The organism is Salinimicrobium sp. TIG7-5_MAKvit (assembly GCF_049569215.1).
Lineage (GTDB): Bacteria > Bacteroidota > Bacteroidia > Flavobacteriales > Flavobacteriaceae > Salinimicrobium > Salinimicrobium profundisediminis.
Genome location: NZ_CP145903.1, coordinates 123,780 through 148,544 on the forward strand (window position 1 = coordinate 123,780; position 24,765 = coordinate 148,544).

26 protein-coding genes are annotated in these 24,765 nt (G+C 42.5%); 16 read left to right on the plus strand and 10 right to left on the minus strand.

The window, feature by feature from the left end:
• The first annotated feature begins 3 nt into the window (after positions 1-3).
• Both lepB and V5739_RS00615 read left to right on the plus strand, forming a co-directional pair.
• The gene (gene lepB, locus V5739_RS00610; RefSeq protein ID WP_423819234.1) at positions 4-1,569 is read left to right on the plus strand and encodes a signal peptidase I; all 1,566 of its coding nucleotides are present in this window, start codon (positions 4-6) and stop codon (positions 1,567-1,569) included.
• Positions 1,570-1,578: 9 nt separating this feature from the next.
• Positions 1,579-2,211, plus strand: coding sequence for a WbqC family protein (locus V5739_RS00615; protein ID WP_423819235.1), 633 nt, complete (start codon positions 1,579-1,581; stop codon positions 2,209-2,211).
• Here the strand turns inward: V5739_RS00615 and V5739_RS00620 are convergent.
• From V5739_RS00620 to V5739_RS00650, 7 genes are all read right to left on the minus strand, one after another.
• Positions 2,200-3,237 carry an endonuclease/exonuclease/phosphatase family protein gene (locus V5739_RS00620; RefSeq protein ID WP_423819236.1) on the minus strand — a complete coding sequence of 346 codons (1,038 nt, stop codon included), beginning with the start codon at positions 3,235-3,237 and terminating at the stop codon, positions 2,200-2,202. The genes V5739_RS00615 and V5739_RS00620 overlap by 12 nt on opposite strands.
• The gene (locus tag V5739_RS00625; protein WP_423819237.1) at positions 3,237-4,148 is read right to left on the minus strand and encodes a rhomboid family intramembrane serine protease; all 912 of its coding nucleotides are present in this window, start codon (positions 4,146-4,148) and stop codon (positions 3,237-3,239) included. Before V5739_RS00625 ends, V5739_RS00620 begins: the two co-directional genes overlap by 1 nt.
• A complete protein-coding gene (locus V5739_RS00630) occupies positions 4,148-4,915 on the minus strand; it encodes a rhomboid family intramembrane serine protease (RefSeq protein WP_345598819.1) in 768 nt (255 codons plus the stop codon). Before V5739_RS00630 ends, V5739_RS00625 begins: the two co-directional genes overlap by 1 nt.
• Positions 4,916-6,769 carry a DNA mismatch repair endonuclease MutL gene (gene mutL / locus V5739_RS00635; RefSeq protein WP_423819238.1) on the minus strand — a complete coding sequence of 618 codons (1,854 nt, stop codon included), beginning with the start codon at positions 6,767-6,769 and terminating at the stop codon, positions 4,916-4,918.
• A complete protein-coding gene (locus V5739_RS00640; RefSeq protein ID WP_266070998.1) occupies positions 6,770-7,069 on the minus strand; it encodes a hypothetical protein in 300 nt (99 codons plus the stop codon). It abuts the gene before it with no gap.
• 112 nt (positions 7,070-7,181) lie between these two features.
• A complete protein-coding gene (gene ribH, locus V5739_RS00645) occupies positions 7,182-7,679 on the minus strand; it encodes a 6,7-dimethyl-8-ribityllumazine synthase (RefSeq protein ID WP_423819239.1) in 498 nt (165 codons plus the stop codon).
• Positions 7,680-7,690: 11 nt separating this feature from the next.
• Positions 7,691-8,461 carry a tetratricopeptide repeat protein gene (locus tag V5739_RS00650; protein WP_423819240.1) on the minus strand — a complete coding sequence of 257 codons (771 nt, stop codon included), beginning with the start codon at positions 8,459-8,461 and terminating at the stop codon, positions 7,691-7,693.
• 138 nt (positions 8,462-8,599) lie between these two features.
• On the opposite strand from V5739_RS00650, the gene recF reads away from it, so the two are divergent.
• The 5 genes from recF (at position 8,600) to V5739_RS00675 (ending at position 11,398) form a co-directional block, all read left to right on the plus strand.
• Positions 8,600-9,679 carry a DNA replication/repair protein RecF gene (recF, locus tag V5739_RS00655; protein ID WP_423819241.1) on the plus strand — a complete coding sequence of 360 codons (1,080 nt, stop codon included), beginning with the start codon at positions 8,600-8,602 and terminating at the stop codon, positions 9,677-9,679.
• Entirely contained in the window at positions 9,676-10,110 is a 435-nt protein-coding gene (locus V5739_RS00660; RefSeq protein ID WP_423819242.1) for a lipocalin family protein, read from the plus strand. The genes recF and V5739_RS00660 overlap by 4 nt, the downstream gene beginning before the upstream one ends.
• Entirely contained in the window at positions 10,094-10,390 is a 297-nt protein-coding gene (locus tag V5739_RS00665) for a DUF721 domain-containing protein (protein WP_423819243.1), read from the plus strand. Before V5739_RS00660 ends, V5739_RS00665 begins: the two co-directional genes overlap by 17 nt.
• Before the next feature lie 204 nt (positions 10,391-10,594).
• Positions 10,595-10,723 carry a hypothetical protein gene (locus V5739_RS00670; protein ID WP_423819244.1) on the plus strand — a complete coding sequence of 43 codons (129 nt, stop codon included), beginning with the start codon at positions 10,595-10,597 and terminating at the stop codon, positions 10,721-10,723.
• 30 nt (positions 10,724-10,753) lie between these two features.
• Entirely contained in the window at positions 10,754-11,398 is a 645-nt protein-coding gene (locus V5739_RS00675; protein WP_423819245.1) for a protein-L-isoaspartate(D-aspartate) O-methyltransferase, read from the plus strand.
• Positions 11,399-11,452: 54 nt separating this feature from the next.
• On the opposite strand, the gene V5739_RS00680 is transcribed toward V5739_RS00675, so the two are convergent.
• Positions 11,453-11,872, minus strand: coding sequence for a nucleoside-diphosphate kinase (locus tag V5739_RS00680; RefSeq protein ID WP_266070981.1), 420 nt, complete (start codon positions 11,870-11,872; stop codon positions 11,453-11,455).
• A 164-nt stretch (positions 11,873-12,036) separates the two neighbouring features.
• On the opposite strand from V5739_RS00680, the gene V5739_RS00685 reads away from it, so the two are divergent.
• From V5739_RS00685 to V5739_RS00695, 3 genes are read left to right on the plus strand one after another with little or no spacing between them, the layout of a single operon-like run.
• Positions 12,037-13,053 carry a DHH family phosphoesterase gene (locus tag V5739_RS00685; protein ID WP_423819246.1) on the plus strand — a complete coding sequence of 339 codons (1,017 nt, stop codon included), beginning with the start codon at positions 12,037-12,039 and terminating at the stop codon, positions 13,051-13,053.
• Complete coding sequence (gldI, locus tag V5739_RS00690; protein WP_423819247.1) at positions 13,050-13,613, plus strand: gliding motility-associated peptidyl-prolyl isomerase GldI; 564 nt, start codon at positions 13,050-13,052, stop codon at positions 13,611-13,613. Before V5739_RS00685 ends, gldI begins: the two co-directional genes overlap by 4 nt.
• 15 nt (positions 13,614-13,628) lie before the next feature.
• Positions 13,629-14,747, plus strand: a complete 1,119-nt coding sequence (locus V5739_RS00695; RefSeq protein ID WP_423819248.1) for a peptidylprolyl isomerase — start codon at positions 13,629-13,631, stop codon at positions 14,745-14,747.
• Positions 14,748-14,928: 181 nt separating this feature from the next.
• On the opposite strand, the gene V5739_RS00700 is transcribed toward V5739_RS00695, so the two are convergent.
• Positions 14,929-16,392 carry an aminoacyl-histidine dipeptidase gene (locus tag V5739_RS00700; RefSeq protein ID WP_423819249.1) on the minus strand — a complete coding sequence of 488 codons (1,464 nt, stop codon included), beginning with the start codon at positions 16,390-16,392 and terminating at the stop codon, positions 14,929-14,931.
• 279 nt (positions 16,393-16,671) lie between these two features.
• On the opposite strand from V5739_RS00700, the gene V5739_RS00705 reads away from it, so the two are divergent.
• From V5739_RS00705 to V5739_RS00725, 5 genes are all read left to right on the plus strand, one after another.
• Complete coding sequence (locus V5739_RS00705) at positions 16,672-16,935, plus strand: hypothetical protein (RefSeq protein WP_423819250.1); 264 nt, start codon at positions 16,672-16,674, stop codon at positions 16,933-16,935.
• Between the two features lie 6 nt (positions 16,936-16,941).
• The gene (locus tag V5739_RS00710; RefSeq protein WP_423820425.1) at positions 16,942-17,163 is read left to right on the plus strand and encodes an endonuclease domain-containing protein; all 222 of its coding nucleotides are present in this window, start codon (positions 16,942-16,944) and stop codon (positions 17,161-17,163) included.
• A 265-nt stretch (positions 17,164-17,428) separates the two neighbouring features.
• Positions 17,429-18,499, plus strand: a complete 1,071-nt coding sequence (locus V5739_RS00715) for a DUF3810 domain-containing protein (RefSeq protein ID WP_423819251.1) — start codon at positions 17,429-17,431, stop codon at positions 18,497-18,499.
• Positions 18,500-18,564: 65 nt separating this feature from the next.
• Positions 18,565-21,522, plus strand: a complete 2,958-nt coding sequence (locus V5739_RS00720; RefSeq protein WP_423819252.1) for an amidohydrolase family protein — start codon at positions 18,565-18,567, stop codon at positions 21,520-21,522.
• Between the two features lie 10 nt (positions 21,523-21,532).
• Positions 21,533-22,846 (plus strand): amidohydrolase family protein, encoded by a 1,314-nt coding sequence (locus V5739_RS00725; RefSeq protein WP_423819253.1) that lies wholly within the window; start codon positions 21,533-21,535, stop codon positions 22,844-22,846.
• A gap of 157 nt (positions 22,847-23,003) precedes the next feature.
• Here the strand turns inward: V5739_RS00725 and V5739_RS00730 are convergent, their stop codons facing one another.
• Complete coding sequence (locus V5739_RS00730) at positions 23,004-23,447, minus strand: hypothetical protein (protein ID WP_423819254.1); 444 nt, start codon at positions 23,445-23,447, stop codon at positions 23,004-23,006.
• 115 nt (positions 23,448-23,562) lie between these two features.
• On the opposite strand from V5739_RS00730, the gene V5739_RS00735 reads away from it, so the two are divergent.
• Positions 23,563-24,363: a TrmH family RNA methyltransferase gene (locus V5739_RS00735; RefSeq protein WP_423819255.1), complete on the plus strand. Its 801-nt coding sequence runs from the start codon at positions 23,563-23,565 to the stop codon at positions 24,361-24,363.
• The last annotated feature ends 402 nt before the right edge of the window (positions 24,364-24,765 follow it).

Consider the following 24,765-nt stretch of genomic DNA (forward strand, 5'->3'; position numbering starts at 1 on the left):
CTCATGACTTTTACAAACTGGCTTTTGTTTGTTCTTCTTATTCAGCTTATCCATTTCGCAGGAACCTGGAAACTTTATCAAAAAGCAGGACGCAAAGCCTGGGAGGCAGCAATACCCGTATACAACGCGGTAATTTTAATGAAGATCATCAACAGGCCGTGGTGGTGGGTACTTCTACTTTTCATCCCTATAGTTAATCTCATTATGTTTCCCGTGATTTGGGTGGAAACCGTGCGTAGCTTTGGGCGTACTTCTACTACAGATACTGTACTGGCGGTGGTTACCTGCGGCCTTTACATATATTATCTCAATTACCTGAGCGACGTTAAATACAGGGAAGACCGCAGCCTGCACCCGGGTACTGCTGCAGGGGAATGGATAAGTTCAATTCTCTTTGCCATAGTCGCTGCTACTATTGTACACACTTATGTAATGCAGCCGTTCACTATCCCCACTTCTTCTCTAGAAAAGACGCTGCTGGTGGGAGATTACCTGTTTGTAAGTAAGTTTCACTACGGGGCCCGTACACCAATCACTTCAATTGCATTTCCTATGGTGCACGACACCATTCCTGTACTGGGGCTAAAGTCATACTGGAACAAACCTCATATTCCGTATTTCAGGATTCCGGGTTTTCAGGATATTGACCGCACTGATATTGTGGTCTTCAACTGGCCGGTAGATACGGTGAGAAAGTTCAGGGATAAATCGGGGATACGTTATGATAAGCCTATAGACAAGAAGTCTAATTATGTAAAAAGGGCTGTTGGTTTACCAGGAGATTCTCTTGAAATTATTAACGGAAAGGTTCATATAAACAACCAGCCTCTTGAGTTACCCGACAGAGCAAAGCCACAGTACTCTTATGCCGGTACTACAAAAGGCCAGGGCTTTGATCCTTATACAATGTACAAGATGTATGATATTACCGATGCGTTTTATCAGGATCCTAATACCAACCAGTTTTACATACAGTCTTTAACCGAAGAAAACTACCAAAGACTAAAGAACCATCCCAATGTTGCCTCTCTGGAAAGAATTACAACTCCGGCAGGTCAAAAGGATGCGAAGATCTTTCCAAACAACAACAGGTTTAACTGGAATTCTGACAATATGGGGCCTCTTTATATCCCTAAAGAAGGAACTACTGTAAAGATCACACCCGAGACTGTAGGTCTTTACCGCTTAATCATTGAAACTTATGAGGGCCTCGAAATGGGCCGGGAAAGGAAGATCTCCCTTAGAGATGATAAGGTACTTTTGAATGGACAGCCATTAGAATCCTACACTTTTGAGCAGGATTACTACTTTATGATGGGAGACAACCGGAATAACAGTGAAGATAGCCGCTACTGGGGTTATGTTCCCGAAAATCATATTGTTGGGAAACCTGTCTTTATATGGATGAGCCTGGATCCCAATGCTTCAGGTCTTAGCAAAATAAGATGGGAGCGTATGTTTACTACTGTAGGAGGACAGGGAGAACCAGTTTCTTACCTACCTTACTTCCTGGTAGTAATAGTTGGACTTTTTGGATATAGCTTTTTCAGAAAAAAGAAGACCAAATAAGAATTTTTAATGCAGAAGTTGCTTTTACATCCTGCCTATTTTGGCCCTGTCTCTCAATTTGTGGCCATGGTCAATGCCGATGAGCTTGTTTTTGAAAATGAAGACAATTATCAAAAACAAACCTATCGCAACCGCATGTATATTTATGGTGCCAACGGAAAGTTACTGCTTAATATTCCTATTAAACACACCGGCAACAAATCTGGACATCAAAAATATAAGGATATAAAAATTGAGAACGATTTCCCCTGGCAAAAGCAGCATTGGAAATCTTTGGAAACCGTTTACCGCACCTCTCCTTTCTTTGAGTTCTATGAAGATGAGTTCTACCCGCTTTATCACCGCGAGTATGACTATTTAATGGATTTCAATTACCATTGCCTCGTACTTGCTCTCGATTGCCTGCAATTAGAGCTTAATTATAAAAAGACGGAAGAATATTTTAAAGTACCGACAGGCCTTCTTGACGGAAGATCGCTCATTGAAGCTAAAAAAAACGAACCTCAGTCCATAGAACCATACTTCCAGGTTTTTAAAGAAAAATACGGCTTTTTAAATGATCTTAGTATTGTGGACCTTATTTTCAACGAAGGTCCAAACGCTCTCAACTATTTACAGAGCCAGAAAATCTCATTCCCCTAACCTAAGATTTGCGGTGATGGGAAAATGGTCTGAATAAGGAACCATGTGGTTCTGAAAAGTAAGGATCCCCATTGATTCCTGTGGCAGAATAAAGTCTATGCGAAGAGGTAAGATCTCAAATATTTCGAAGGTCTTTCCAAAGCCATTGCCGGCTTCTTTATAAGCATCATTGAACCCAATATCTCTTAGTTCACGATAAATATAGGAATACGCCGTATTATTAAAATCTCCAAGAATTATTGCGGGATAAGGACTTGACAGCACCGACTCTTTTACCAACTTCATTTGCCGCTCCTGTTTTACAAAGGTCTGTCCCATCCCAAAAAGCACTTTTTTAGAGTGCTCTTTCTCGATATTGTTCAGGTTTGGTTTGATACCAAAAGATTGAAAATGTACATTTAGGACCCTTACGGTGTCACCGTTCTTTACAATATCTGCATAGATCGCATTATTGTTACTGGTAGTAGGAAAATCTAAAGAACCGGAGTTTATAATAGGATATTTTGAGAAGAGGGCAAGCCCAAACTCAGCATTCTCCTCTTTCAGCTTAATATATTCGTAAGGGAAACTTTTTGCTATTTCCAGCTCCCCTTTATAATACTCCTGCATTGCCACAACATCGGGATCCTCCTCTTTCATGAATGCTGTGATCTTCTGCGGAATATCCACATCATCGGCCCAGCCGTATTGATTAAACTGCCGTACATTATAGGTCATGATCTTGAGCACATTGTCTTCAACCATGCCATCTTCTTCCGAAGAAACCTCGTAAACAGATGTCACATGGTTAAACCCCAGTAAGAGCACAACGAAGGAGAGGATTGCCTGCCGTTTTAACCTGAATAGCCACAACAGTAAAAAAATGATATTGATAATGATCAACAGAGGTACTCCCAAACTGAATACCGAAAGCAGGGCGAACTTCCCAGGTGGTATGTAGGGTAACAGGTAAGAAAATAGCAATGCCAGCGCAAAGAGGATGTTTAGCAAGAACAGGAACCTGTCAAACCAGTTGAGACCTTTCATCAATTGTCTTTTCCTGCGTTGAACAAATAGTCCTTTTCCTGCTTGGTAAGGCTGTCATAGCCGCTTTTACCAATCTTGTCTAAAATAGCATCTATTTTCTCCTGTTCCTCCTTTTTGTTGCGTATTCCACCACTATAACGGCCAGAACTACTCCCTGCCGACTTTCTTTTGTGAACGGTCTTTAAATTACTCCTTTTACCGGAAGCATTACCTGATGAGAACATAGAACCAATCCAGTCCAGCAGCTTCTCAAAACCACTTGCAATATTGTTCCCCTTACCAAGTTGTTTCGCGTATAAATAACCAAAGCCGGCACCTCCCAAATGCGCCAGGTGGCCTCCGGGATTTGAGATTGGTATCTGGATCACATCCAGAACTACCAAGAAAGCTGCAATCCACCATAATTTTAAACTACCAAGCAAAATAAGCCGCACTCTCATGTGAGGAATATGGGTTGCAATTCCCACTAGAATTGCCATTACTGCAGCCGAAGCGCCTATTAAATAAGACCTTCCCGTTCCCTGAAAAGCAGGAAATAAGTTATAACTGGCCATATAAACGAGTGCCCCGAATATACCTCCCAAAAAGTAGAAATTCAGAAGCTTTTTTGGAGAGAAATAAGTGAGGAAATAGACCCCCGAAAAGTACAAAATCAACATGTTTGACAGCAAATGCCAAAGGCCACTGTGAAGAAAAGCATAGGTGATAATAGACCAGGGCTTAAATAAAAATTCCCCCGGCTCCTTCGGAAACACCAACCACTCCAGAATAGAATCTGCATCAAAACTAAACAGGAAGGCAAGGGTTTTAAAGAAGAAAAAAAGCACAAAGGCAATAACGTTGACAGCGATGAGTTTTTCGCTCACCGTAGCCATTGCGATCTTTGCTCTTATGTTATCCCTACTTCTCATTAATCCCAACGGTTTTGGTTAAACTGGTTCTTTTTCCAGTACCACATCATGATAAAACCAAACAGAGCGCCACCCAGGTGTGCAAAGTGAGCAATCCCTCCTCCAAATATAGAATATCCAGTCAAACCGGAAAAGAGGTCAAGTGCAATTAATGCCGGAATAAAGAACTTTGCCTTTATGGGTACCGGTACAAAGAGCAGGAACAACTCCACATTTGGGAACATCATTCCAAACGCTACAAGGATTCCATATATTGCACCCGATGCTCCCACAGCAGGCGTAAGGTAAGTCTGGAACATCGTCCTCAAAACATCCTGATCTACGCCCTGAGGGATCCTAAACTCGCCACTGCTGGCAATAGAAGCATAAGACTCCCTCAAATACTGTTCTACCTCTGTAGTACCAAACCCGGCATCGAGAAGAGCACTGTACCCGGCTTGAAAATGATAGTAATTAACCAATGTGTGAATAATGGCAGCTCCAATTCCTGCCGAAAAGTAGAAGAAAAGAAATTTGTTCTTCCCCAGCACCTGCTCTATAGGGCTTCCAAATGCCCATAGCGCATACATATTGAAGAGAATATGAAATATACTGCTGGGGTCATGCATAAACATGTGCGTAACCACCTGCCAAAACTGGAAATTATCATTCTCAATAAACCAAAGGGAAAACAATTGATAGGCCTGATCCCCCAAAACCTGGCTCCCTATATAAACTATGACATTAATAATCAAAAGAACCTTTACGGTTTCGGTCATTCTTCCCATTTACATGAACTTTTTATCTAATTCGTCTACAGTTAAGGTAATAAATACAGGTTTATTAAAAGGCGATACGCTTGATTCTTTACAGGCAAACAGACTATTCACAATGTTTTGTTGTTCTGCAATATTTAAAGCGGTTCCCGATTTTACAGCCATTCCTCTCGACAGGGATTTTGCCAGCGTATCTACCTGCGAAAAAGCCGCTCCCGGAACTTCATTTTCCAGGTCTAACAACAGCTGCTCAAGTAAAATCTCCACCTCGCTTTCTGAAATAAGCGTTGGAATTCCGCTAATCTCCACGCCATCTTTTTTTACTTCTGAAAAAATAAAACCGGTTTGCTCCAGGGAATCTTTAATCTCCTTAAGCAACTCCATCTCATTAGTAGAAAACTGGATAGATAACGGGAACAATAACTGCTGGCTAACAGCCGAAGTAACTGTAATATTCTTTAGCAACTCTTCATACAAAATCCTGGTATGGGCGCGTTGCTGGTCAATAACGAGAATTCCGCTTTTTAAGGTAGTTACAATATATTTTTTATTTAGCTGAAAAGTAGTACCTCCGGCTTCCCCTTCATCTTTCAATCCAAAGAGGTTACCTGTAACCTGGTCACTTTCAAACTCTACCTGTGTTCTTTCAGAAAAACTTTCGGTTCCTTCACTCCGCAAACCGTTATACAGGCTTTGCCAGCTGCCGGCCGACTTTTCTGTTCTGTAGTTTGGAGTGTATCCTCCTCCCGACCTTTCCGTTTTAAACGGATTAAAATTAGGATCTACCTCTACCTTTGGAGGAGTGATCTCCTTTTGAGAAAAATCATAAGGCGTATCAAGGCTCGAATCCCGGTCAAAATCAAGTACCGGTGCTACATTGAACTGCCCCAGGCTATGTTTTATTGAACTGCGCAAGATGGTATAAAGCGCATGCTCATCATCAAATTTTATTTCAGTCTTTGTGGGGTGTATATTGATGTCAATACTTTTGGGATCAACATCGAGAAAGAGAAAATAACTGGGGTAAGCTTTATCTTTTAGAAGTCCTTCAAAAGCTGCAGTCACAGCATGATTGAGGTAAGGACTTTTAATAAACCTGTCATTTACAAAAAAAAACTGTTCTCCCCTGCCCTTTTTGGCAAATTCGGGCTTCCCTACAAAACCATGTATTTTTACTATTGCGGTATCTTCCTCTACCGGCACCAGTTTTTCATTGGTCTTCCCGCCAAAAATATTCACAATGCGTTGCCGGTAATTGGCTTCAGGTAACTGAAAAAGTTCACTGCCGTTGTGAAAAAGGGAAAATTGTATAGCAGGATGCGCCAATGCAACTCTTTGGAATTCATCTATTACATGACGCAGTTCAACTGTGTCACTTTTAAGGAAATTCCTGCGGGCAGGGATGTTATAAAAAAGGTTTTTAACACAAATGGTAGTTCCAACCGGGGTGACGCAGGCTTCCTGCGAAGTCACTTCACTTCCTTCAATTTTAATACAGGTTCCCACTTCGTCATCCTGCCGCCGTGATTTGAGTTCAACATGCGCAATTGCCGCAATAGATGCAAGCGCCTCACCTCTAAACCCTTTAGTTTTAAGACTGAATAGGTCTTCGGCCGAATTGATCTTGGAAGTGGCATGCCGTTCAAAACACAATCGTGCATCGGTGACGCTCATGCCTTTCCCGTTATCGGTAACCTGAATAAGTGTCTTTCCAGCTTCTTTTACAAGGATCTTTATATTGGTACCGCAGGCATCAATAGCGTTTTCCAGCAATTCCTTAATAACAGAAGCCGGCCTCTGCACCACCTCACCTGCTGCTATTTGATTGGCGACATGGTCTGGCAGGAGATGAATAACATCTGTCATTTAATACGGATTGCTAAAAATGGATAAATCAAAGTCTATGATCCACAGAAATATAAGGACAAGAATGGCAATGATGACAAGAACCGTTTTATTAATTTCCCTGTTTCCACGGTGGCGGCTACTTTCACGCGCCTCTTTCCACTGGGATCCAAAATCTACGGCATTGGTAGCCTGCCTGAACTTGTTGATCTTGGTATCGAAACTGTAAACATTCCCGGTATCCTTGCCTTTATAGTAACGCGGAGTATAGTTATACCGATTGTTCTTCTTTCGTGCTGAAAAAATGTTGAGTTTTAGCATTACTTCTTTTTATTTCCCGGAAATATCAAATTTACTGAAAATGCTCAAAATTTCCGAAGTTTAGATGAGCAAACTCAATAACACAAAAATAATGCCTTAACAAAAATGGGGGCTAGATCCTGGAATCCTTGCGTAGTTGTGCCATTTTAATAGCTGCTACAGCCGCCTCGGCACCTTTATTCCCATACTTACCTCCAGATCTGTCTATAGACTGTTGCTTATTCTGGTCGGTCAAAACACAAAAGATCACGGGGATATCGCTTTGCACATTGAGATCTTTGATGCCCTGTGAGACAGCCTGGCATACAAAATCAAAATGTTTTGTCTCGCCTTCAATCACGCTGCCTATAGCAATAACGGCATCTAACATATCGTAAGATTCCTGCATTTTTTTGCAGCCGTATATGAGCTCAAAGCTTCCGGGAACATTCCAGCGCACTATCTTTCGTTCTAACACGTCGTGTTCCAGAAGCACCTCAATAGCGCCCCGGCAAAGATTTTCAGTTATTTCTCCATTCCATTCAGAAACAACAATCCCAAACCTGAATTCCTTCGCGTTTGGGATTTTGTCTTTATCGTATTCTGAAAGATTATTTCCTTCTGTTGCCATACTATGTTTTACTATTGCATTGTCTGTGCCTGCCCAAGATAAACTTTTACCCTATTTGCTTCTACAGATTCTGGATATTCAGTCTCTATTCTGGTAAGGTGTTTTTCGGCAGCAGCACCATCTCCTAATTTAATTGCCGTCACTGCAGCTTTCAGTAAAAACTTTGGAGTAGTAAAGTTATTGTCTCTCATCCTGGCAGCCTCTTCATAATAACCCAAAGCTTCTTCGGGTTGGTCCAGCTGCAGGAATGCATCCCCAATAGCCCCTTTTGCAAGCGGTGCAAGAATTTGATCGTCGCTCTCAAAATCATCAAGAGCTTCTATCGCTTGCTGGTACTGGTTAGTATTAAGATATGCCATACCTGCATAGTAAAGAGCAAGGTTACCGGCATTTGTAGAACCATAGTTCTCAATAATATCCTGGAAACCGTACTTACCTTCTCCTCCTGTCAAAGCCAGGTTAAAAAGAGAGTCGCTTTGTGCACCCGATGCCTGTAACGCATTGTCAAAATACTGCTGCGCCATAAACATCTCATTGGCAGCCTCTGCTTCTTTAGGCTCCTGAATAAACTCTTCATAAGCAAGATATCCAAGGATAGCCGCTGCAGCAACTCCAATGATGATAAAAATATACTTTTGATTCCGGGCAACCCATGCCTCGGTTTTACTCGCACCTTCATCAAGGGAATTAAACACTTCTGCAGTTGTTGAATGATCTTCAACAGCAGCTTGTTGCTCCTCTTTGTTACTGGGCTTATATCCTCTTTTCTTGTAAGTAGCCATAAATAAACGTTAATTGAAGCGCAAAAATAGAATATTTCTTTAAAATTAAAAGGGAATTAAATTGTTTATTTATGCTAATTTGCACCGGCTTAAGGCCTCCTTGAGTGCAGCTATTACAGCACTGAATAACAGCTTCTTATGTTTCTCAAAACCCTCTCCTTACTAAATTACAAGAATTTTACCTCGGCCGAATTTGATTTTGACCGCAAAATTAATTGCATAGTTGGAAATAATGGAATTGGAAAGACCAATGTTCTGGACAGTATATATCACCTCTCTTTTGGGAAAAGCTATTTTAATCCTATCACCAGCCAAAACATAAATCACGAAGCCGAATTTTTTGTTGTAGATGGCATTTTTGAGAAGCATGAACGGGAAGAGCAAATTATTGTTAGTGCCAAGCGCGGACAGAAAAAAGTCATTAAGCGCAACAACAAACCCTACGAAAAATTCAGTGAACATATTGGCTTTATTCCTACCGTAATAATTTCTCCGGCAGATCGTGACCTTATTATTGAAGGCAGCGAAACCCGTAGAAAGTTCATTGATGGTGTTATTTCTCAAAGCGACAATAAATATCTCAACAGCCTCATTGACTACGGAAGGATTTTGGCGCAGCGCAATTCCCTGCTGAAGTATTTTGCAGCCAATAACAGTTTTGACAGGGACACACTTTCAGTCTATGACATGCAGCTGGAAGATCTTGGGAACATCCTGTTTATAAAACGTAAAGCTTTTCTTGAAACCTTTATTCCCATTTTTCAGAAGCGTTATACTATAATAAGTAATGGTCGCGAAAAAGTTTCCATTACATATAAAAGTCAGCTGGAAGACGGCGATTTCAAAGATCAACTGGAGCAAAACCTGCAGAAGGATATGACCCTGCAATACACAGGCGTGGGCACACACAAAGACGACCTGGTTTTTGAGATTGAAGGGCATCCCATAAAAAAATTCGGTTCGCAGGGGCAGCAAAAATCATTTTTGATTGCCCTTAAACTCGCACAATTCGATTTTATCAAAGATCTGGCAAAGGTCTCTCCCATTCTGCTCATGGACGATATTTTCGACAAGCTGGATGAGAATAGGGTGGCACATATTGTAGACCTTGTTGCTACAGATGAGTTGGGCCAGCTTTTTATAAGTGACACCCACGGAGACCGAACAGAAAAAGTGGTAAAAAGTACCGCACAAACCTATAAAATGTTTTACCTGTGAAAAATGCCATTTTTGGATACCTTTTAGGAATGATCTTGCTTTCATGCAATAGCGATTCTTCCCGTGAAAAAGTGGACAACCTCAACGGATATTGGGAAATTAAAAAAGCCGAACTTCCCGAAGGGATCACCAAAGAATTCAAATATTCCGAAATTGTAGATTTTATAGAAGTAGACAGTCTTAAAGGCTTCAGAAAAAAAGTGCGCCCCCAAATTGATGGCAGCTTTATCACTACAAATGATGAAGAAGTATTTGAGGTTAAGCTTGAAAATGACAGCATTAATTTGTACTATACTACCCCCTATGCAAACTGGAAAGAAACAGTAATTTCTTCGGAAGAGAACGAGCTGGTGGTCATCAACCCCAGGGGAATTATCTATACCTATAAACGATTTACTCCATATTCAGGAAACTATGGCAAAGAGGATTAACGAACATATAAGCATAAGTGAAGCTCTAAAGGAATTTGTGAACGACAACAAATTGCAGAAGGGCCTTGATAAGGTACACGTTCGCGAAGTCTGGAACAGCCAGATGGGGCCTGCCATAGAAAAATACACCACTTCTATAAAACTTGACCGCGATACCCTTTACGTACAACTAAGTTCTTCGGTACTGCGCGAAGAATTGAGCTACGGCAAAGAGAAGATCGTAAAAATGCTGAATGAAGAACTGGGAAGGGATCTTATTAAAAAATTAATTCTACGTTAGTTCTCCCGGGTTCAAAGTTTAAAGTTCAAGGTTTAAGGTTCCTGTCACCTCGAGCCTTCGGCTATCGCTCAGGAAGAATTTTCTTTCCAAAAATGTCATTTTTCAACACCTTTTATAAAGCCAGCTGGCGCGGATTTGTAATCCGTGCCGATTTCTCTCCCAACCCTCCTGGTTCTGAAAAGTTATCAGAAAAATTTCTCAAAAATGTCATTTCTCGGCACCTTCTTTAAAACCCGTTGGCGCGGATTTGTAATCCGTGCCGATTTCTCTCCCAACCCTCCTGGTTCTGAAAAGACTTCAGAAAAACTTTTCAAAAATGTCATTTTTCACTAACTTTTTGGAAATCAATCCAGGAACAGCATTATGACCGGAAAGGAAGAAATGATCGAACAGCAATTAAAAGGACGCGGCATTTCTAATCCTGATGTACTTAATGCTATGAAAGAGGTAGACCGTTCTCTCTTTGTACCCCAGGACAAACAGCAAAAGGCCTATGAAGACAGGCCGCTCCCCATAGGAAAGGACCAAACTATTAGTCAGCCATACATTGTAGCTTACATGGCAGAACAACTACAGCTGAAGAAAGATGAAAGAGTTCTGGAAGTAGGCACCGGTTGCGGGTATAATGCGGCGGTCACTTCACGCCTTGTAAAAGAGGTTTTTAGTGTGGAGATAATTGAATGGCTGGCAAAGCTGGCCAAAGAGAATTTGGCAAAGACAGATTATAACAATATCACCACCAAACACGGTGACGGATATTCGGGCTGGAAAGAGTTTTCCCCTTTTGATGCTATAATATTAACCGCGGCACCTCCTTCAATTCCACAGCCGCTTAAAGATCAATTAAAAGTGGGAGGCCGACTTTTAGCGCCCGTGGGCCGCTTGAATCAACAGCTTGTAATGCTTTACAAAACCGGCGAGGATGAATTTAAAAAAAAGACCCTGCTCCCGGTACGTTTTGTTCCTATGACAGGGCGGGCCGACAAAGGCGGCAGCTACGGAGGTTGAAAAATAAAAAAACCACCTAAAAAGGTGGTTTTTTGATCTTATTTCAGAAGTTACTTAGAACATTTCTCTTCCGGCGAAATGGAAAGCACCTTCAATTTGTGCATTCTCATCGCTATCACTTCCGTGTACGGCATTTTCACCTACAGAAGCAGCATATTTCTTTCTAATGGTACCTTCGGCAGCATCTTCAGGATTTGTAGCCCCAATCAGGGTTCTAAAATCTTCAACAGCATTTTCCTTTTCAAGAATAGCGGCAACGATTGGCCCGCGGCTCATAAATTCAACCAGCTCCCCGTAAAATGGACGTTCACTGTGTACTTCGTAGAATTTTTCGGCATCGCGACGTGTCATTTGAGTAAGTTTCATCGCAACAATCCTGAATCCTGAAGCAGTGATCTGCTCTAAAATAGCGCCAATGTGTCCTTTTTCAACTGCATCGGGCTTAATCATGGTGAAAGTTCTATTTTCTGCCATTACTTAGTTTTTAATTTTGCTGCAAAAATAATCAAATCAGGCCCATATACAAGGTACATAGGTTTTTATTCGATCTTCCGCAGATAAAGGCTGTCAAAAATGACATTTTAGGAACTGCAGTAAGTACTTTTTGAATCTTCAAATATTCAATATCTTCGCTCTCTATGACAAACGAAGATATTTCCAAAATAAAGGAGTTACTTGAAGGCAAAAAGAAGATCGTTATTGTTCCCCATAAAGGGCCCGATGGTGATGCAATGGGTTCTACACTTGCTCTTAAGATCCTGCTTGAGGGACTGGGGCACTACGTAAATCTTATCGCTCCCAATGATTACCCTAATTTCTTGAAGTGGATGCCTTACGAAGAAGAAACGCTGCTTTATGACCGGGATACCGAAAAATGTGAAAAGATTATTGCTGAAGCCGATGTGATCTTCACGCTCGATTTTAACCACCTCTCACGGGCTGGCGACATGTACAAACCGCTACAGGAGGCCAAAGCTGCTTTTGTGATGATAGACCATCACCAGCAGCCCGATGATTATGCCGACGTTACTTACAGCGATGTTACCATGTGCTCCACCTGCCAGATGGTGTACCACTTTATAGAAAATATTGGCCTGGCACAAAAGATCACTCCGCAAATCGCCACCTGCCTGTATACCGGAATAATGACCGACACCGGATCTTTCAGGTATAGATCTACTACCAGTCTCACCCACCGCGTGATAGCCGATCTTATTGAAAAAGGTGCCGACAATACTTCTATCCATGAAAATGTATTTGACACCAGTTCTTACGGTCAACTGCAGCTTTTGGGATGCGCATTGCAAAACCTGAGGGTAGTAGAAGGCCTGCGTACGGCATACATCACTTTGTCACAGGAAGAACTGGACAGGCATAAATTTAAAAAAGGAGATACTGAAGGTTTTGTAAATTATGGCCTCTCTTTAGAAGGTATAGTTTTTGCCGCCATTTTTATCGAAAATGAAGCCGAGAAGATCGTGAAGATATCCTTCCGTTCAAAAGGCACTTTTTCGGTCAATGAATTTGCCCGGCGCTATTTTGAAGGCGGCGGCCACACTAACGCCGCAGGAGGCAAAAGTGATCTTTCCCTGCAGGAGACCGTAGAAAGATTTATTAGTATCTTGCCTACTTATAAGACAAACCTGGCACTATGAAAATGAAATATGTAATACTGTTTATTGGTCTGCTACTTTTTTCGTGCAAGTCGCCTGAAGCCAGAAGACCGGTGACGCAGGAGTCGGGTTCATATATTAATGAAGCTGTAGAGCGCAACCGGAAAATTGTAGCCGAAGAAGAAGCCCGGATCCAGAAGATCATTGAAACCGATACTACACGGGAGTACATTTCTTCGGCTAACGGATTTTGGTATTATTATAATAAAAAAGACACCACCGCTGCCAGAACTCCAAAATTTGGGGATGTTGTAGAATTCGATTACAACTTAAAAACTCTTGGTGGCCGTGATATTTATACCGATGATGAGATCGCTCCCCGCACCTATGCCATAGACCAGGAAGAACTCTTCAGCGGACTGCGACAGGGGCTTAAGCTTATGAAAGAAGGAGAAACAGTTACTTTTTTATTTCCTTCTCACAAAGCTTTCGGGTATTACGGAGATAAAAAACGAATAGGAGCAGATGTGCCGTTGATTTCTACGGTAACCCTCATAGATATTTCAGAAGCACCTGAAGCTAATCAGGAAAATAACAACTAAACAATTAATTTAAACATGAAGAAAATCAATTTTTTGCTTTTATGCAGTGTGCTATTTGCTTTTACTGCCTGTAATGATGAATATCCAGATCTTGAAGACGGAATGTACGCTCAATTCAAGACCAACCAGGGAGACTTTATCGCTGAACTTTATTTTGAAGAGACTCCAATGACGGTTGCCAGCTTTGTTTCTCTTGCCGAAGGTACTACTACCATGGCCGAAGAGCAGTACCAAAAAAAACCATTTTACGACGGACTCGTTTTTCACCGTGTGATTGGAGATTTCATGATCCAGGGAGGTGACCCTCAGGGAACCGGTAGCGGCGGCCCGGGCTACAAATTCCCAAATGAGATCGTTGACACACTTACCCATGATTCGGCAGGGATTCTTTCTATGGCAAACTCCGGTCCTAACACTAACGGGAGCCAGTTTTTCATCACTCTAAAAGAAACTCCGTGGCTTAACGGCATGCACACCGTATTTGGTGAAGTTGTAAAAGGTATGGATGTGGTAGAGGCAATTGGAAACGTAGAAACAGGCGCAAATGATCGTCCTCTTGAAGATGTGGTAATGCAGGAAGTAAAGATCATTCGCAAAGGCCAGGCAGCCAAAAATTTTAAAGCTGCTGAAGTTCTTACTCAGGAGTTAGCCGATTTTAAGGCTGAAGCTGAAGAAAAGGAACGCAAAATGAACGAGCAGCGCTCTGCTAACGCTCAGCGTTACGAGGAATTGAAAGCCGGTGCTAAAGAACTTGAAAGCGGTCTCCAGATTGCATTTTTGGAAGAAGGTGAAGGCCCAAAGCCACAACAGGGAGATACCGTAAGGGTAAACTACAAAGGCTATTTGAGCTCTGGTGATCTTTTTGACACCAACATTGCCGAAGTAGCCGAAGAAGCAGGTGTACTTAATGAAAGAAGACAGCAAATGGGAGGATATGCCCCTATGCCAATGCTATACAGTAAAGATGCACCTATGATCCCCGGGTTTAAAGAAGGCGTGCAGCAAATGCAGGTAGGAGATAAAGCAGTGCTGTTTGTTCCTTCTCATTTAGGATACGGAGAAAATGGTGCACCTCCAGTAATCCCACCATCTGCCGATCTTATTTTTGAAGTTGAGATGGTAGATATCCAGTAAAAGAAGTTATACCAGTAAATTTCTCCGGGGCAAGCCCACGGAGCATTATATAGGAGAACACGTTTTCAGACTTTAAACATTTACTAACGAGGCAAGCCTCGGAGTATTTACCCCCTTAGAATAAAAAAACTCCCAAAAATGACATTTTTGGGAGTTTTTTTATTTGATCAATCCTGAAGAATTACTTCTTCTCCGGAATGTTCTTCAATACTTCAAGTACAAAACTCCAGTATTTTTGAGCTGAAGATATACTTGCCCTCTCATCGGGTGAGTGTGCGCCGCGAATGGTTGGTCCAAAAGAAATCATATCCATTTCGGGGTAATTCTTTCCTAAGATTCCGCATTCCAGGCCGGCATGGCAGGCAGCAATATCGGGTTCATCGGTATTCATTTTTCGGTAGAGTTCATCGAGCACCTTTAAAATGGGAGAAGCCATATTAGGAGCCCATCCGGGATATGCACCCGAGAGCTCCACTTCAAAACCAGCAAGTTCAAATCCGGCGCGAAGGCTGTTAGCGAGATCGGTTTTTGAAGAATCTACCGAAGAGCGCGTCAAACAAAGCACTTCAATTTTGCCATTTTTGACAGTTACGCGCGCCACATTGTTAGAAGTTTCCACGAGGCCTTCAATATCGGGGCTCATCCTGTACACGCCGTTATGAGCAGCGTAAATAGATTTCAGAAATAACTCCTGCGCTCCCAGTTCCATCACTTTTTGAGGGGCTTCAGTTTCTGAAACTTCAATAAGAAGCTTTGGCTCCAGGGTTTTATATTCCTGCTTAATCTGCTGAATGGCTTTCCCAATTTCAGCTGTAAAATCTTCCTTCTGAATTTTCTCAACCACTACTACCGCTTCACTTTCCCGCGGAATGGCATTACGGAGGCCGCCGCCATTTATTTCAGAAATTCTCATTCCGAAGTTTTCATAACCTCCGAAGAGAATGCGGTTCATGAGCTTATTTGCGTTACCAAGACCTTTGATGATATCCATTCCTGAATGTCCTCCCTGCAGGCCTTTCACTTGCACCCTGTACGCAATAGAGTCTTCGGGCACAGGTTCTTCTGCGTAAGTTCCGGAAGCAGTAATATCTACGCCACCGGCACATCCAATTCCTATCTCATTATCTTCTTCGGTGTCGAGGTTAAGCAGGATATCCCCTCTCAGCAGTCCGGGTTTTAAGCCCATAGCTCCTGTCATTCCGGTTTCTTCATCTATGGTGAAAAGTGCTTCCAAAGCCGGGTGTTCAATTTCCTTACTTTCCAAAATGGCCATCATGGTGGCTACACCAAGTCCGTTATCGGCTCCCAGGGTAGTCCCATTTGCCCGCACCCAGTCACCATCAACATACATTTCGATCCCCTGATTTTCAAAATCAAAATTGGAATCGCTGTTTTTTTGATGCACCATATCAAGGTGAGACTGCAGCACTACCGCCTTTTTATTCTCCATGCCCGGGGTGGCAGGTTTACGTATAATGACATTTCCCACCTCATCAACTTCGGTTTCCAGCCCCAGGTCATTTCCAAAGTTCTTTATAAACTCGATTACCCTTTCCTCCTTTTTTGAGGGTCTGGGTACCGCATTGAGATCGGCAAATTTATTCCAGAGTGGCTTAGGTTCTAAAGCCCTTATTTCTTCGTTCATGATGTTCTAAGTTTGAATTCTCACAAATATAAGAAATCGTAGAGCATTAGAGTTAAACAACCCACCCCGCCTTACAGGATCCCTCCGGAGGAGGGGACACTCAGAAGAAAAAATTCAAAAAAAGAAGTGTTATTTGAGAAAAATTGTGATCGTGAAGGCTATTTCTGAAGGAGGGGACTCTGCGGAAGGATTGGATTACCTATCCATTCGGTATGATGAAATATCCGAAGCACAGTTTGTTACTATATTACTGTCCTGAATTTTAATTAACTTATAATCATGAGCAATAATGAAAACGAAAATTTTCAAAATGGGTCCCCTCCCTCGGAGGGGTGTCCGCAGGACGGGGTGGGAAAGAATGCTCCTGTTCTTACAACTATAGATGCTATTCCCATATACCGCAAACCTTCTCCTTACTTACCCGCAGAAAAAAATCTAAGGAATAGAGCAAGAGCTTTACGAAAAATGGGGAATCTTCCGGAAATCGTTTTTTGGCAACAGGTTCATAAAGGAAAATTTTACAATATTGATTTTGACAGGTAACGTGTCATTGGACATTACATTGTAGATTTTTACGTTAAGGGATTAATGCTGGTGGTCGAAATAGATGGTTCCAGCCATAACAAAAAGCAAGAATATGATGATCGGCGGGAAAATTATCTACGAAATTTGGGTTTACTGGTCTGGAAAGTGAGTGCTACTGAGGTGATGATGGATGTTGAACGGGTTATGGAGAATCTAAAGCAGTATATAATTGATAAGTATTCATAGTTTGATAGTCTACTCCCACCCCGCCTTTCAGGCACCCCTCCGGAGGATGGGACACTTGATAGAATAATTCAGTATAAAAAAAATGTTACTTCTGATAAAATTTGAGATTCTGAACACCATCCCGCACACTTCTGGAGGAGGGGACACTTGGAAAAAAATAGTTCTACTTAAGTTTACCCGGTTTCAACCAAAATAACGATAATTTTATTAAAGTCTTGGCTGCTGTCTCTTGCAGGTTGATCTCTAAAAATCCTATTTTTGAAAGGTGAAGAAAAAAGTTGCTTTAATTCTAGCCCTGTTCCTGCCTGTTCAGATCATTCTGATTAAGGTATTGGCTAACCACCCTCTACTTGTGGAAAAGTGGTACAGCAACGGCATTTACCCCATTACTTCGGCGTTACTGAGAAAAACCCTCGGATTCTTTCCGTTTTCTCTGGGGGATCTTTTGTACGCTTTACTGGTCATTATGCTTATTCGCTGGATAGTATTGAGAATAAAACAAAGATTCAAAGATCCCCGGCGATGGATATTAAATGCTCTTGCCGTATTATCTCTTATCTATTTTTGCTTTAACCTCTTTTGGGGTTTTAATTATTACCGGTTGCCGCTGCATGCTGCCCTGGAAATTGAAAATGATTACACTACAGAGGAACTGGTAGAATTAACGCAAGATCTTATTGCCACCTCCAACGAACTTCATTTTTCTATTACCGGCGATGATTCGGTAAAAGTGGAAATTCCTTATTCAAAATATGAACTCCTCAAATTATCGGTAGAAGGATATAAGAATATTGAAGATGATTTTCCGGAACTTGATTACCACGTGCCCAGCCTAAAGCGTTCTCTCTACAGCGTTCCCCTTACCTATATGGGTTTTAATGGTTACTTAAATCCGCTAACCAACGAAGGGCAGGTAAACACGCAAATTGTGGCGTATAAGATTCCTACTACCGCGAGCCATGAAATTGGTCATCAGTTGGGTTTTGCTAAAGAAAATGAGGCCAACTTTCTCGCCTGTCTCACCACGATGAACCATCCTGATCAATATTTCAACTATTCGGGCTACACCTTTGCCTTAAGCTATTGCCTGACTGAACTTTACCGCCGGGATCCTGAATTAGCCGAAAAGTTTGCCGCAGAACTTAACTTTGGGGTCAAGGAAAACTACCGGGAGGTGCGGGAATTTTGGGAAAGCCACAAAAATCCTTTCGAACCCATTTTTATGTTCACCTACAATTCCTTCCTGGTGGCCAATAATCAGCCACAGGGAATGAAGAGCTACAGTTACGTGGTGGCGCTGCTGGTAAATTATCACAAAAGCAGAGGAAAATTGTAATAAGGTTATCATTCTCATTTTTTTGCTAACTTACCTGCTCAAAATTCCAATCCTATAACAATTTTATGAGAATTAAACTTTTATTCTGCCTGCTGTTTAGTGCCGTAACCGGACTGCAGGCGCAGGAGTATTTTCCTAAGAATGATGCCGTTAAGGCTCAGGAAAATACCAATTTCACAGTTCTTGAGAACGCCAACATTTATGTAGATCCTTCCACCATTATTCAAAACGGTATGCTGGCCATGCGCAATGGAAAGGTCACTGCCGTTGGAAAAAACATTAAAATTCCCGCAAATGCTGTAGTAATTGACCTTAAAGGAAAAACAGTTTACCCTTCTTTTATTGATCTTTACTCGAGTTTTGGGATTGAAAAACCGAAAAGCGAAGGCGGCAGCCCCTACAGCGGGAATCCGCAGTACGATGCGGGGCGCGAAGGTTATTACTGGAATGACCATATAAGACCAGAAACTTCGGCTTTGGAAAACTTCTCCTATAATAAGGAAGAAGCTGAAAAGCTGAGAAAGCTCGGTTTTGGTGTGGTTAATACTCACATGCCCGACGGAATTGTGCGTGGTACCGGAATGCTTATCGCCTTAAATTCCGAAGGAACTGAAGGAGACAGAATACTCGATGAAGAGTCTGCACAATATCTTTCCTTTGAAAAAAGTGCAAAATCAAAACAGGTCTACCCTTCTTCTAAAATGGGTGCCATGGCTTTGCTGAGACAAACTTATCTTGACGCCGACTGGTACGCTAAGGGAAAAGCCGACAATAAAGATCTTGCTCTTGAAGCTTTTAATGAGAACAAAAACCTCCTTCAAATCTTCAAAACCGATAATTTACTGGATGAACTTCGTGCCGATAAAGTGGGCGACGAAATGGGTGTGCAGTATGTGATTGTGGGCAGCGGAAATGAATTTGAGCGACTTGATGCCATAAAAGCCACCAACGCCGCCTTTATTGTACCCGTTAATTACCCCGAGCCATTTGATATGGAAGACCCTTATATGGCCAACTACGCCACTTTGGGAGACATGAAAGAATGGAACCAGGCGCCGGCAAACCTCAAAATGCTTAGCGAGAAGAAAGTTCCCTACACCATCACATCTCATGATGCCGAAAAGAATTTCAGGGAGAATTTACTTAAAGCAGTGGCTTATGGGCTTGATAAAAAAGATGCCCTTGCTGCCTTAACAACCGTGCCTGCAAAACTTATTGGCCATGAAAATAAACTGGGAACCTTAAAAGAAGGTGCCTGGGCAAATTTTATCATTACCTCTGGCGACTATTTTGATAAGGAAACCACTATATACGAGAACTGGGTGCAGGGAAAAAGAGAAGTGTTTGAAGATATTGACCTGGTTAACCTCAGCGGTACTTATGATGTCAAGGTCGGCAGCGATACCTACACGGTAAAGATCACTGGCGAACCTTCAAAACCCAAGGCTGAAATTAGCACCAATAATAGCAAGATAGGTTCAAAGATCAACTACAGTAACAACTGGTTTAACCTACTGCTATCTTCTCCCGATACTACAAAAACCGAATACACCAGGCTTAGCGCCAGAATCTCTAATAACGCAAAAACCTTCAGCGGAAAAGCCATTTTAGGAGATGGTACAGCAACCAGTTTTACTGCTACCCGCACTGAAGATGCTTCAGAAAAGAAGGATGAAAAATCTGAAGAACACCCCGAAGTACTTCCTGTAACCTTCCCGAATATGGCTTATGGATTTCAGGAGCTTCCGAAGCAACAGGATGTACTCTTCAAAAATGCTACAGTTTGGACCAATGAAGCTGAAGGCATCATGGAAAACAGCGACGTGCTGGTGAAAAACGGAAAGATTGCTGCAGTTGGCAAAAACCTTAGCGCTCGTGGTGCTACAGTAATAGATGCTACAGGAAAGCACCTTACTTCCGGCATTATAGATGAGCACTCTCACCTGGCGGCATCGGCCGTGAATGAGGCGGGACACAACTCATCGGCCGAGGTGCAGATGGAAGATGTTGTAGATCCCGATGATATTGGAATTTACAGGAACCTGGCCGGGGGAGTAACTACAATGCAGCTACTGCATGGATCGGCTAACCCTATTGGAGGACAGTCGGCCATCCTAAAGATGAAATGGGGAGCAACTCCGCAGGAAATGGTTCTTGACAATTCACCAAAGTTCATCAAGTTTGCTTTGGGAGAGAACGTAAAACAGGCAAACTGGGACAGCAATTCCCGCTTCCCACAAACCCGTATGGGGGTGGAACAGGTATTTGTAGATTATTTTACCCGTGTCCGCGAATATGAGCAGCTAAAAAAGAGCGGCAAACCCTATCGCAAGGACATTGAAATGGAAACCATCCTGGAAATCATTAACGGCGAACGCTTTGTGACTGCGCACTCCTATGTTCAAAGTGAGATCAATATGTTGATGAAGGTAGCCGAGCAATTCGGTTTCAATATAAATACGTTTACACATATTTTGGAAGGTTACAAATTAGCCGATAAAATGGCCGAACATGGCGTGGGAGGTTCTACTTTCTCTGACTGGTGGGCGTATAAATATGAAGTAAAAGATGCCATCCCGCAAAATGCTGCCATTATGCATAATGCCGGTGTAACAGTCGCCATTAACAGTGATGATGCCGAAATGAGCCGCAGGCTGAATCAGGAGGCGGCAAAAAGTGTAAAATACGGGGACATTTCTGAAGAGGAAGCCTGGAAGTTTGTTACCCTTAATCCGGCAAAACTGCTGCACATCGATGACCGTGTGGGAAGTATCAAAGAAGGAAAAGATGCCGATTTAGTGCTGTGGAATGCCCATCCGCTTTCCGTTTACGCCAAACCTGAAAAAACAATTATTGAAGGCGTAGTGTATTTTGATCTGGAAAGAGACCAACAACTTAGAAAGGAAGTGGAAAAGCAGAAAAACCTGCTCACCTCCCAGATGCTAAAGGCCAAAAACAATGGTCTTAAGACGCAGCCGGTAAAGAATTCCACCAAAGAAGAAATGCACTGTGACACCCTCTAAAATTTGAAGTATGAAAAATTTGAAAAAATATATCCTGCCGGTCCTGCTCCTTTTTGCAGGTTCGGTCATAGCACAACAAACTCCGGCGCCCCCGCAAGACCGTGCGATAAGCATAGTTGGTGCCACTGCCCACATTGGGAATGGAGAAGTTATTGAGAACAGCGTGATCATCTTTGAGAACGGGAAACTAACTACGGTGACCGATGCGGCTTCCACCAATCGTCAATATCCCGGTACCGTGATCGATGCTAAGGGCAAACACGTTTACCCCGGATTTATCGCCCCTAACTCCACCCTGGGGTTGGTAGAAATTGATGCGGTGGTACAGAGTGATGACGAAGATGAACTTGGGGAACTTTTACCGCACGTTCGCAGTCTCATCGCTTATAATGCCGAAAGCCAGGTGGTAGAAAGTATGCGTCCCAACGGCGTGCTCGTAGGGCAAATCGCTCCGCGGGGCGGAAGGATCTCCGGTACCTCGTCTATCGTGCAGTTTGATGCATGGAATTGGGAAGATGCCGTACTAAAAGAAGATGATGGCTTGCACATTAACTGGCCCAACAGCGTTCGCAGAGGCCGTTGGTGGATGGGGGAAGATCCCGGTATAAAACCGAATGATGATTACTCAAAAGACCTTCAGGAGTTGAGCTCATTTTTTAAAAATGCCAAAGCCTACCTCGCAGGACCCCAGGAAAAAGCGAATCTGCCTTTCCAGGCTATGGAAGCGGTATTTAAAGGGAAAAAGAAAGTTTACATCCACGCCGATTCAGAAAAAGAGATTATCGACGTCCTGGCTTTTAAGGAAGAACATCAGCTAAACAACGTAGTGCTTGTGGGCGCTTACGATGCTTTTAAAGTAGCCAATCAAATCAAGGCAGCCAATGTTCCGGTACTTGTAGGCCGTGTGCACGAAACCCCGCAAATGGAAGATCAGGATTATGACCTACCCTACAAACTCGCCTACCTGCTTAATCGGGAAGGAATTCTTGTGGGGCTGGAAACCAGCGGTGACATGGAAAGAATGAACAGCCGAAATTTGCCATTTTACGCAGGTACAGTTACCGGTTACGGCCTCAGTAAAGCCGACGCTCTTAAAATGATCTCTTCAAACACTGCAAAGATCCTGGGAGTTGACGACAGCCTTGGAACACTGGAGGCCGGTAAAGATGCCACTCTTTTTATTAGTGAAGGAGATGCACTGGATATGCGTACCAATAAATTTGCCCGGGCATTTATTCAGGGGCGTGAAATAAGTTTGGAAAGCCACCAGACAGAGCTGGCAAAAAGATATACTGAAAAATACGGCCAGCAGGAGAAAAAATAATCTCCAAAAATGCCATTTTTGACAGGAGGCTGATTGAAAAACTAATCCCGTTTAACCTGAAGTGTTTTCAGGTTCTAACTACTTCTGAAAATTTAGGATCAGTAGATTCTAAAACTTCCGAAGAAAAGATTAGTACTATTTCAATCAGCCTCTTTTTTTATACTTTGAAATCTTCCGAATTCAGTACCACCTGTGTAGAAGGCAGTACAGGTTTGCTGTCATCTTCGGCAGTAATAAATATCCTTATAGGTTCATAAGGTGTATTGGTGGTCAATTTCCCGTTGTTCTTGCGATTGATATCCAGCCGGCCCAGGTTAATGGTACCGTGTTTTTTGGTCACCATCCACACCACATAATGCGCCCGCGAAGGCGTAAGCCTGTTGGGGCTTGCAAGGTTACTCACCTCAAGCTCGACTTCATAATTCTGGTTGTTATCTTTATCGACCTTTACAACGGCTTCAGCAGCGGGCACTACATTAGAAACCGGGAAAGTGATCTTTTTACTGCAGGCAGTAATCAAAATAGCGGCAAAAATAAAGCTTAGAACCTTAAAAGCATCAGGCATTGAAAGTTGCTTATTTTTCTTGTTTTTCTTTTCCATAAAAGTGGTTTTTCGTTTTCCCGTTAAAATACCGCTTTTTTTCCAATCCTGAAAATCCTACCATGCCTTACACCACTATTACTGCACCAAACCCGAAGTTTTCTATCTTTGCAGCATGCAAAAATTTATAAGTAGTTTTCAGAATCAGGCGGTAAAGAGGATATTACAGTTACAGGAAAAATCACGCGCCCGCAAAAAAGAACACGTCTTTGTAGTAGAAGGCATCCGGGAGATAAATTTAGCAATAAAAGGAGGCTACCAGGTCACCGAACTGTATTATTCATCTGATCTCTTTCCTGCTGAAAAAGCCGAAAATTTGCTTTCATTTATTTTAAATCCTGTTGATGTAACCGAACTTTCTTCGGAAGTATATCAAAAGATCGCATACCGCGGAAGTACCGAAGGGGTACTGGCAATTGTGGGTTCCCGGGAGCTTTCCCTGCAAAACCTGACTTTCAAAACAAAGAATCCGCTGATTCTCGTCGCCGAAGCCCCCGAAAAACCCGGAAATATAGGAGCATTATTGCGCACCGCCGATGCTGCAGCTGTAGATGCCGTACTTATTGCCAATCCGCGGACAGATATGTTCAATCCAAACATCATTCGCAGTAGTGTTGGCTGCATCTTCACAAATAAGATAGCCACCTGCAGTACTTCAGAAATTATTGCTTTTTTAAAGGAACGAAAAATTGCCATTTTTGGAGCCGCTTTACAGGCCTCTGTTCCTTATCACAATGTTGACTTCACCGGCGGTAGTGCCATTGTGGTAGGTACTGAAGCCACAGGGCTAAGTAGCGAGTGGCTGGAAAATACTACCCAAAACATTATCATCCCCATGGAAGGAGCAATAGACTCCATGAACGTATCGGTTGCTGCGGGAATATTAATTTTTGAAGCAAAAAGGCAGCGGCGTTAACGGGATTTTGAGTACTCTTTTTAATGTTGCGGGTTTGCTTTAATTGCCCACCCCGCCTTGCAGGCACGCCTCCGGAGGAAGGGACACTTTAAAAGAGAAACAAAAAAACATTTGTGAATTCGGGGCCAAAAATATCCGACAATAAAGAGTAAAAAGATCCAACCCTCCAACCTTACAATTCCGAACCAAAACCCACCCCGCCTTGCAGGCACCCCTCCGGCGGAGGGAACACTTTGAAAGAGAAACAAAAAAACATTTGTGAATTCGTGGCCAAAAATATCCGACAATAAAGAGTAAAAAAATCCAACCCTCCAACCTTACAATTCCGAACCTAAACCCACCCCGCCTTGCAGGCACCACTCCGGCGGAGGGGACGGTAATAAGAATATTTCTTCTTAAGGT

Coding starts and splice junctions, on each gene's coding strand:
- V5739_RS00680 (WP_266070981.1), bottom strand. CDS start 11,872: ATGGCAGAAAATAGAACTTTCACCATGATTAAGCCCGATGCAGTTGAA.
- V5739_RS00730 (WP_423819254.1), bottom strand. CDS start 23,447: ATGGAAAAGAAAAACAAGAAAAATAAGCAACTTTCAATGCCTGATGCT.
- V5739_RS00705 (WP_423819250.1), top strand. CDS start 16,672: ATGAGCAATAATGAAAACGAAAATTTTCAAAATGGGTCCCCTCCCTCG.
- mutL (WP_423819238.1), bottom strand. CDS start 6,769: ATGACAGATGTTATTCATCTCCTGCCAGACCATGTCGCCAATCAAATA.
- lepB (WP_423819234.1), top strand. CDS start 4: ATGACTTTTACAAACTGGCTTTTGTTTGTTCTTCTTATTCAGCTTATC.
- V5739_RS00625 (WP_423819237.1), bottom strand. CDS start 4,148: ATGAGAAGTAGGGATAACATAAGAGCAAAGATCGCAATGGCTACGGTG.
- gldI (WP_423819247.1), top strand. CDS start 13,050: ATGAAAATGAAATATGTAATACTGTTTATTGGTCTGCTACTTTTTTCG.
- V5739_RS00640 (WP_266070998.1), bottom strand. CDS start 7,069: ATGCTAAAACTCAACATTTTTTCAGCACGAAAGAAGAACAATCGGTAT.
- V5739_RS00670 (WP_423819244.1), top strand. CDS start 10,595: ATGTCATTTCTCGGCACCTTCTTTAAAACCCGTTGGCGCGGATTTGTA.
- V5739_RS00620 (WP_423819236.1), bottom strand. CDS start 3,237: ATGAAAGGTCTCAACTGGTTTGACAGGTTCCTGTTCTTGCTAAACATC.
- ribH (WP_423819239.1), bottom strand. CDS start 7,679: ATGGCAACAGAAGGAAATAATCTTTCAGAATACGATAAAGACAAAATC.
- V5739_RS00615 (WP_423819235.1), top strand. CDS start 1,579: ATGCAGAAGTTGCTTTTACATCCTGCCTATTTTGGCCCTGTCTCTCAA.
- V5739_RS00720 (WP_423819252.1), top strand. CDS start 18,565: ATGAGAATTAAACTTTTATTCTGCCTGCTGTTTAGTGCCGTAACCGGA.
- V5739_RS00685 (WP_423819246.1), top strand. CDS start 12,037: ATGACAAACGAAGATATTTCCAAAATAAAGGAGTTACTTGAAGGCAAA.
- V5739_RS00650 (WP_423819240.1), bottom strand. CDS start 8,461: ATGGCTACTTACAAGAAAAGAGGATATAAGCCCAGTAACAAAGAGGAG.
- V5739_RS00630 (WP_345598819.1), bottom strand. CDS start 4,915: ATGGGAAGAATGACCGAAACCGTAAAGGTTCTTTTGATTATTAATGTC.
- recF (WP_423819241.1), top strand. CDS start 8,600: ATGTTTCTCAAAACCCTCTCCTTACTAAATTACAAGAATTTTACCTCG.
- V5739_RS00735 (WP_423819255.1), top strand. CDS start 23,563: ATGCAAAAATTTATAAGTAGTTTTCAGAATCAGGCGGTAAAGAGGATA.
- V5739_RS00665 (WP_423819243.1), top strand. CDS start 10,094: ATGGCAAAGAGGATTAACGAACATATAAGCATAAGTGAAGCTCTAAAG.
- V5739_RS00695 (WP_423819248.1), top strand. CDS start 13,629: ATGAAGAAAATCAATTTTTTGCTTTTATGCAGTGTGCTATTTGCTTTT.
- V5739_RS00725 (WP_423819253.1), top strand. CDS start 21,533: ATGAAAAATTTGAAAAAATATATCCTGCCGGTCCTGCTCCTTTTTGCA.
- V5739_RS00700 (WP_423819249.1), bottom strand. CDS start 16,392: ATGAACGAAGAAATAAGGGCTTTAGAACCTAAGCCACTCTGGAATAAA.
- V5739_RS00675 (WP_423819245.1), top strand. CDS start 10,754: ATGACCGGAAAGGAAGAAATGATCGAACAGCAATTAAAAGGACGCGGC.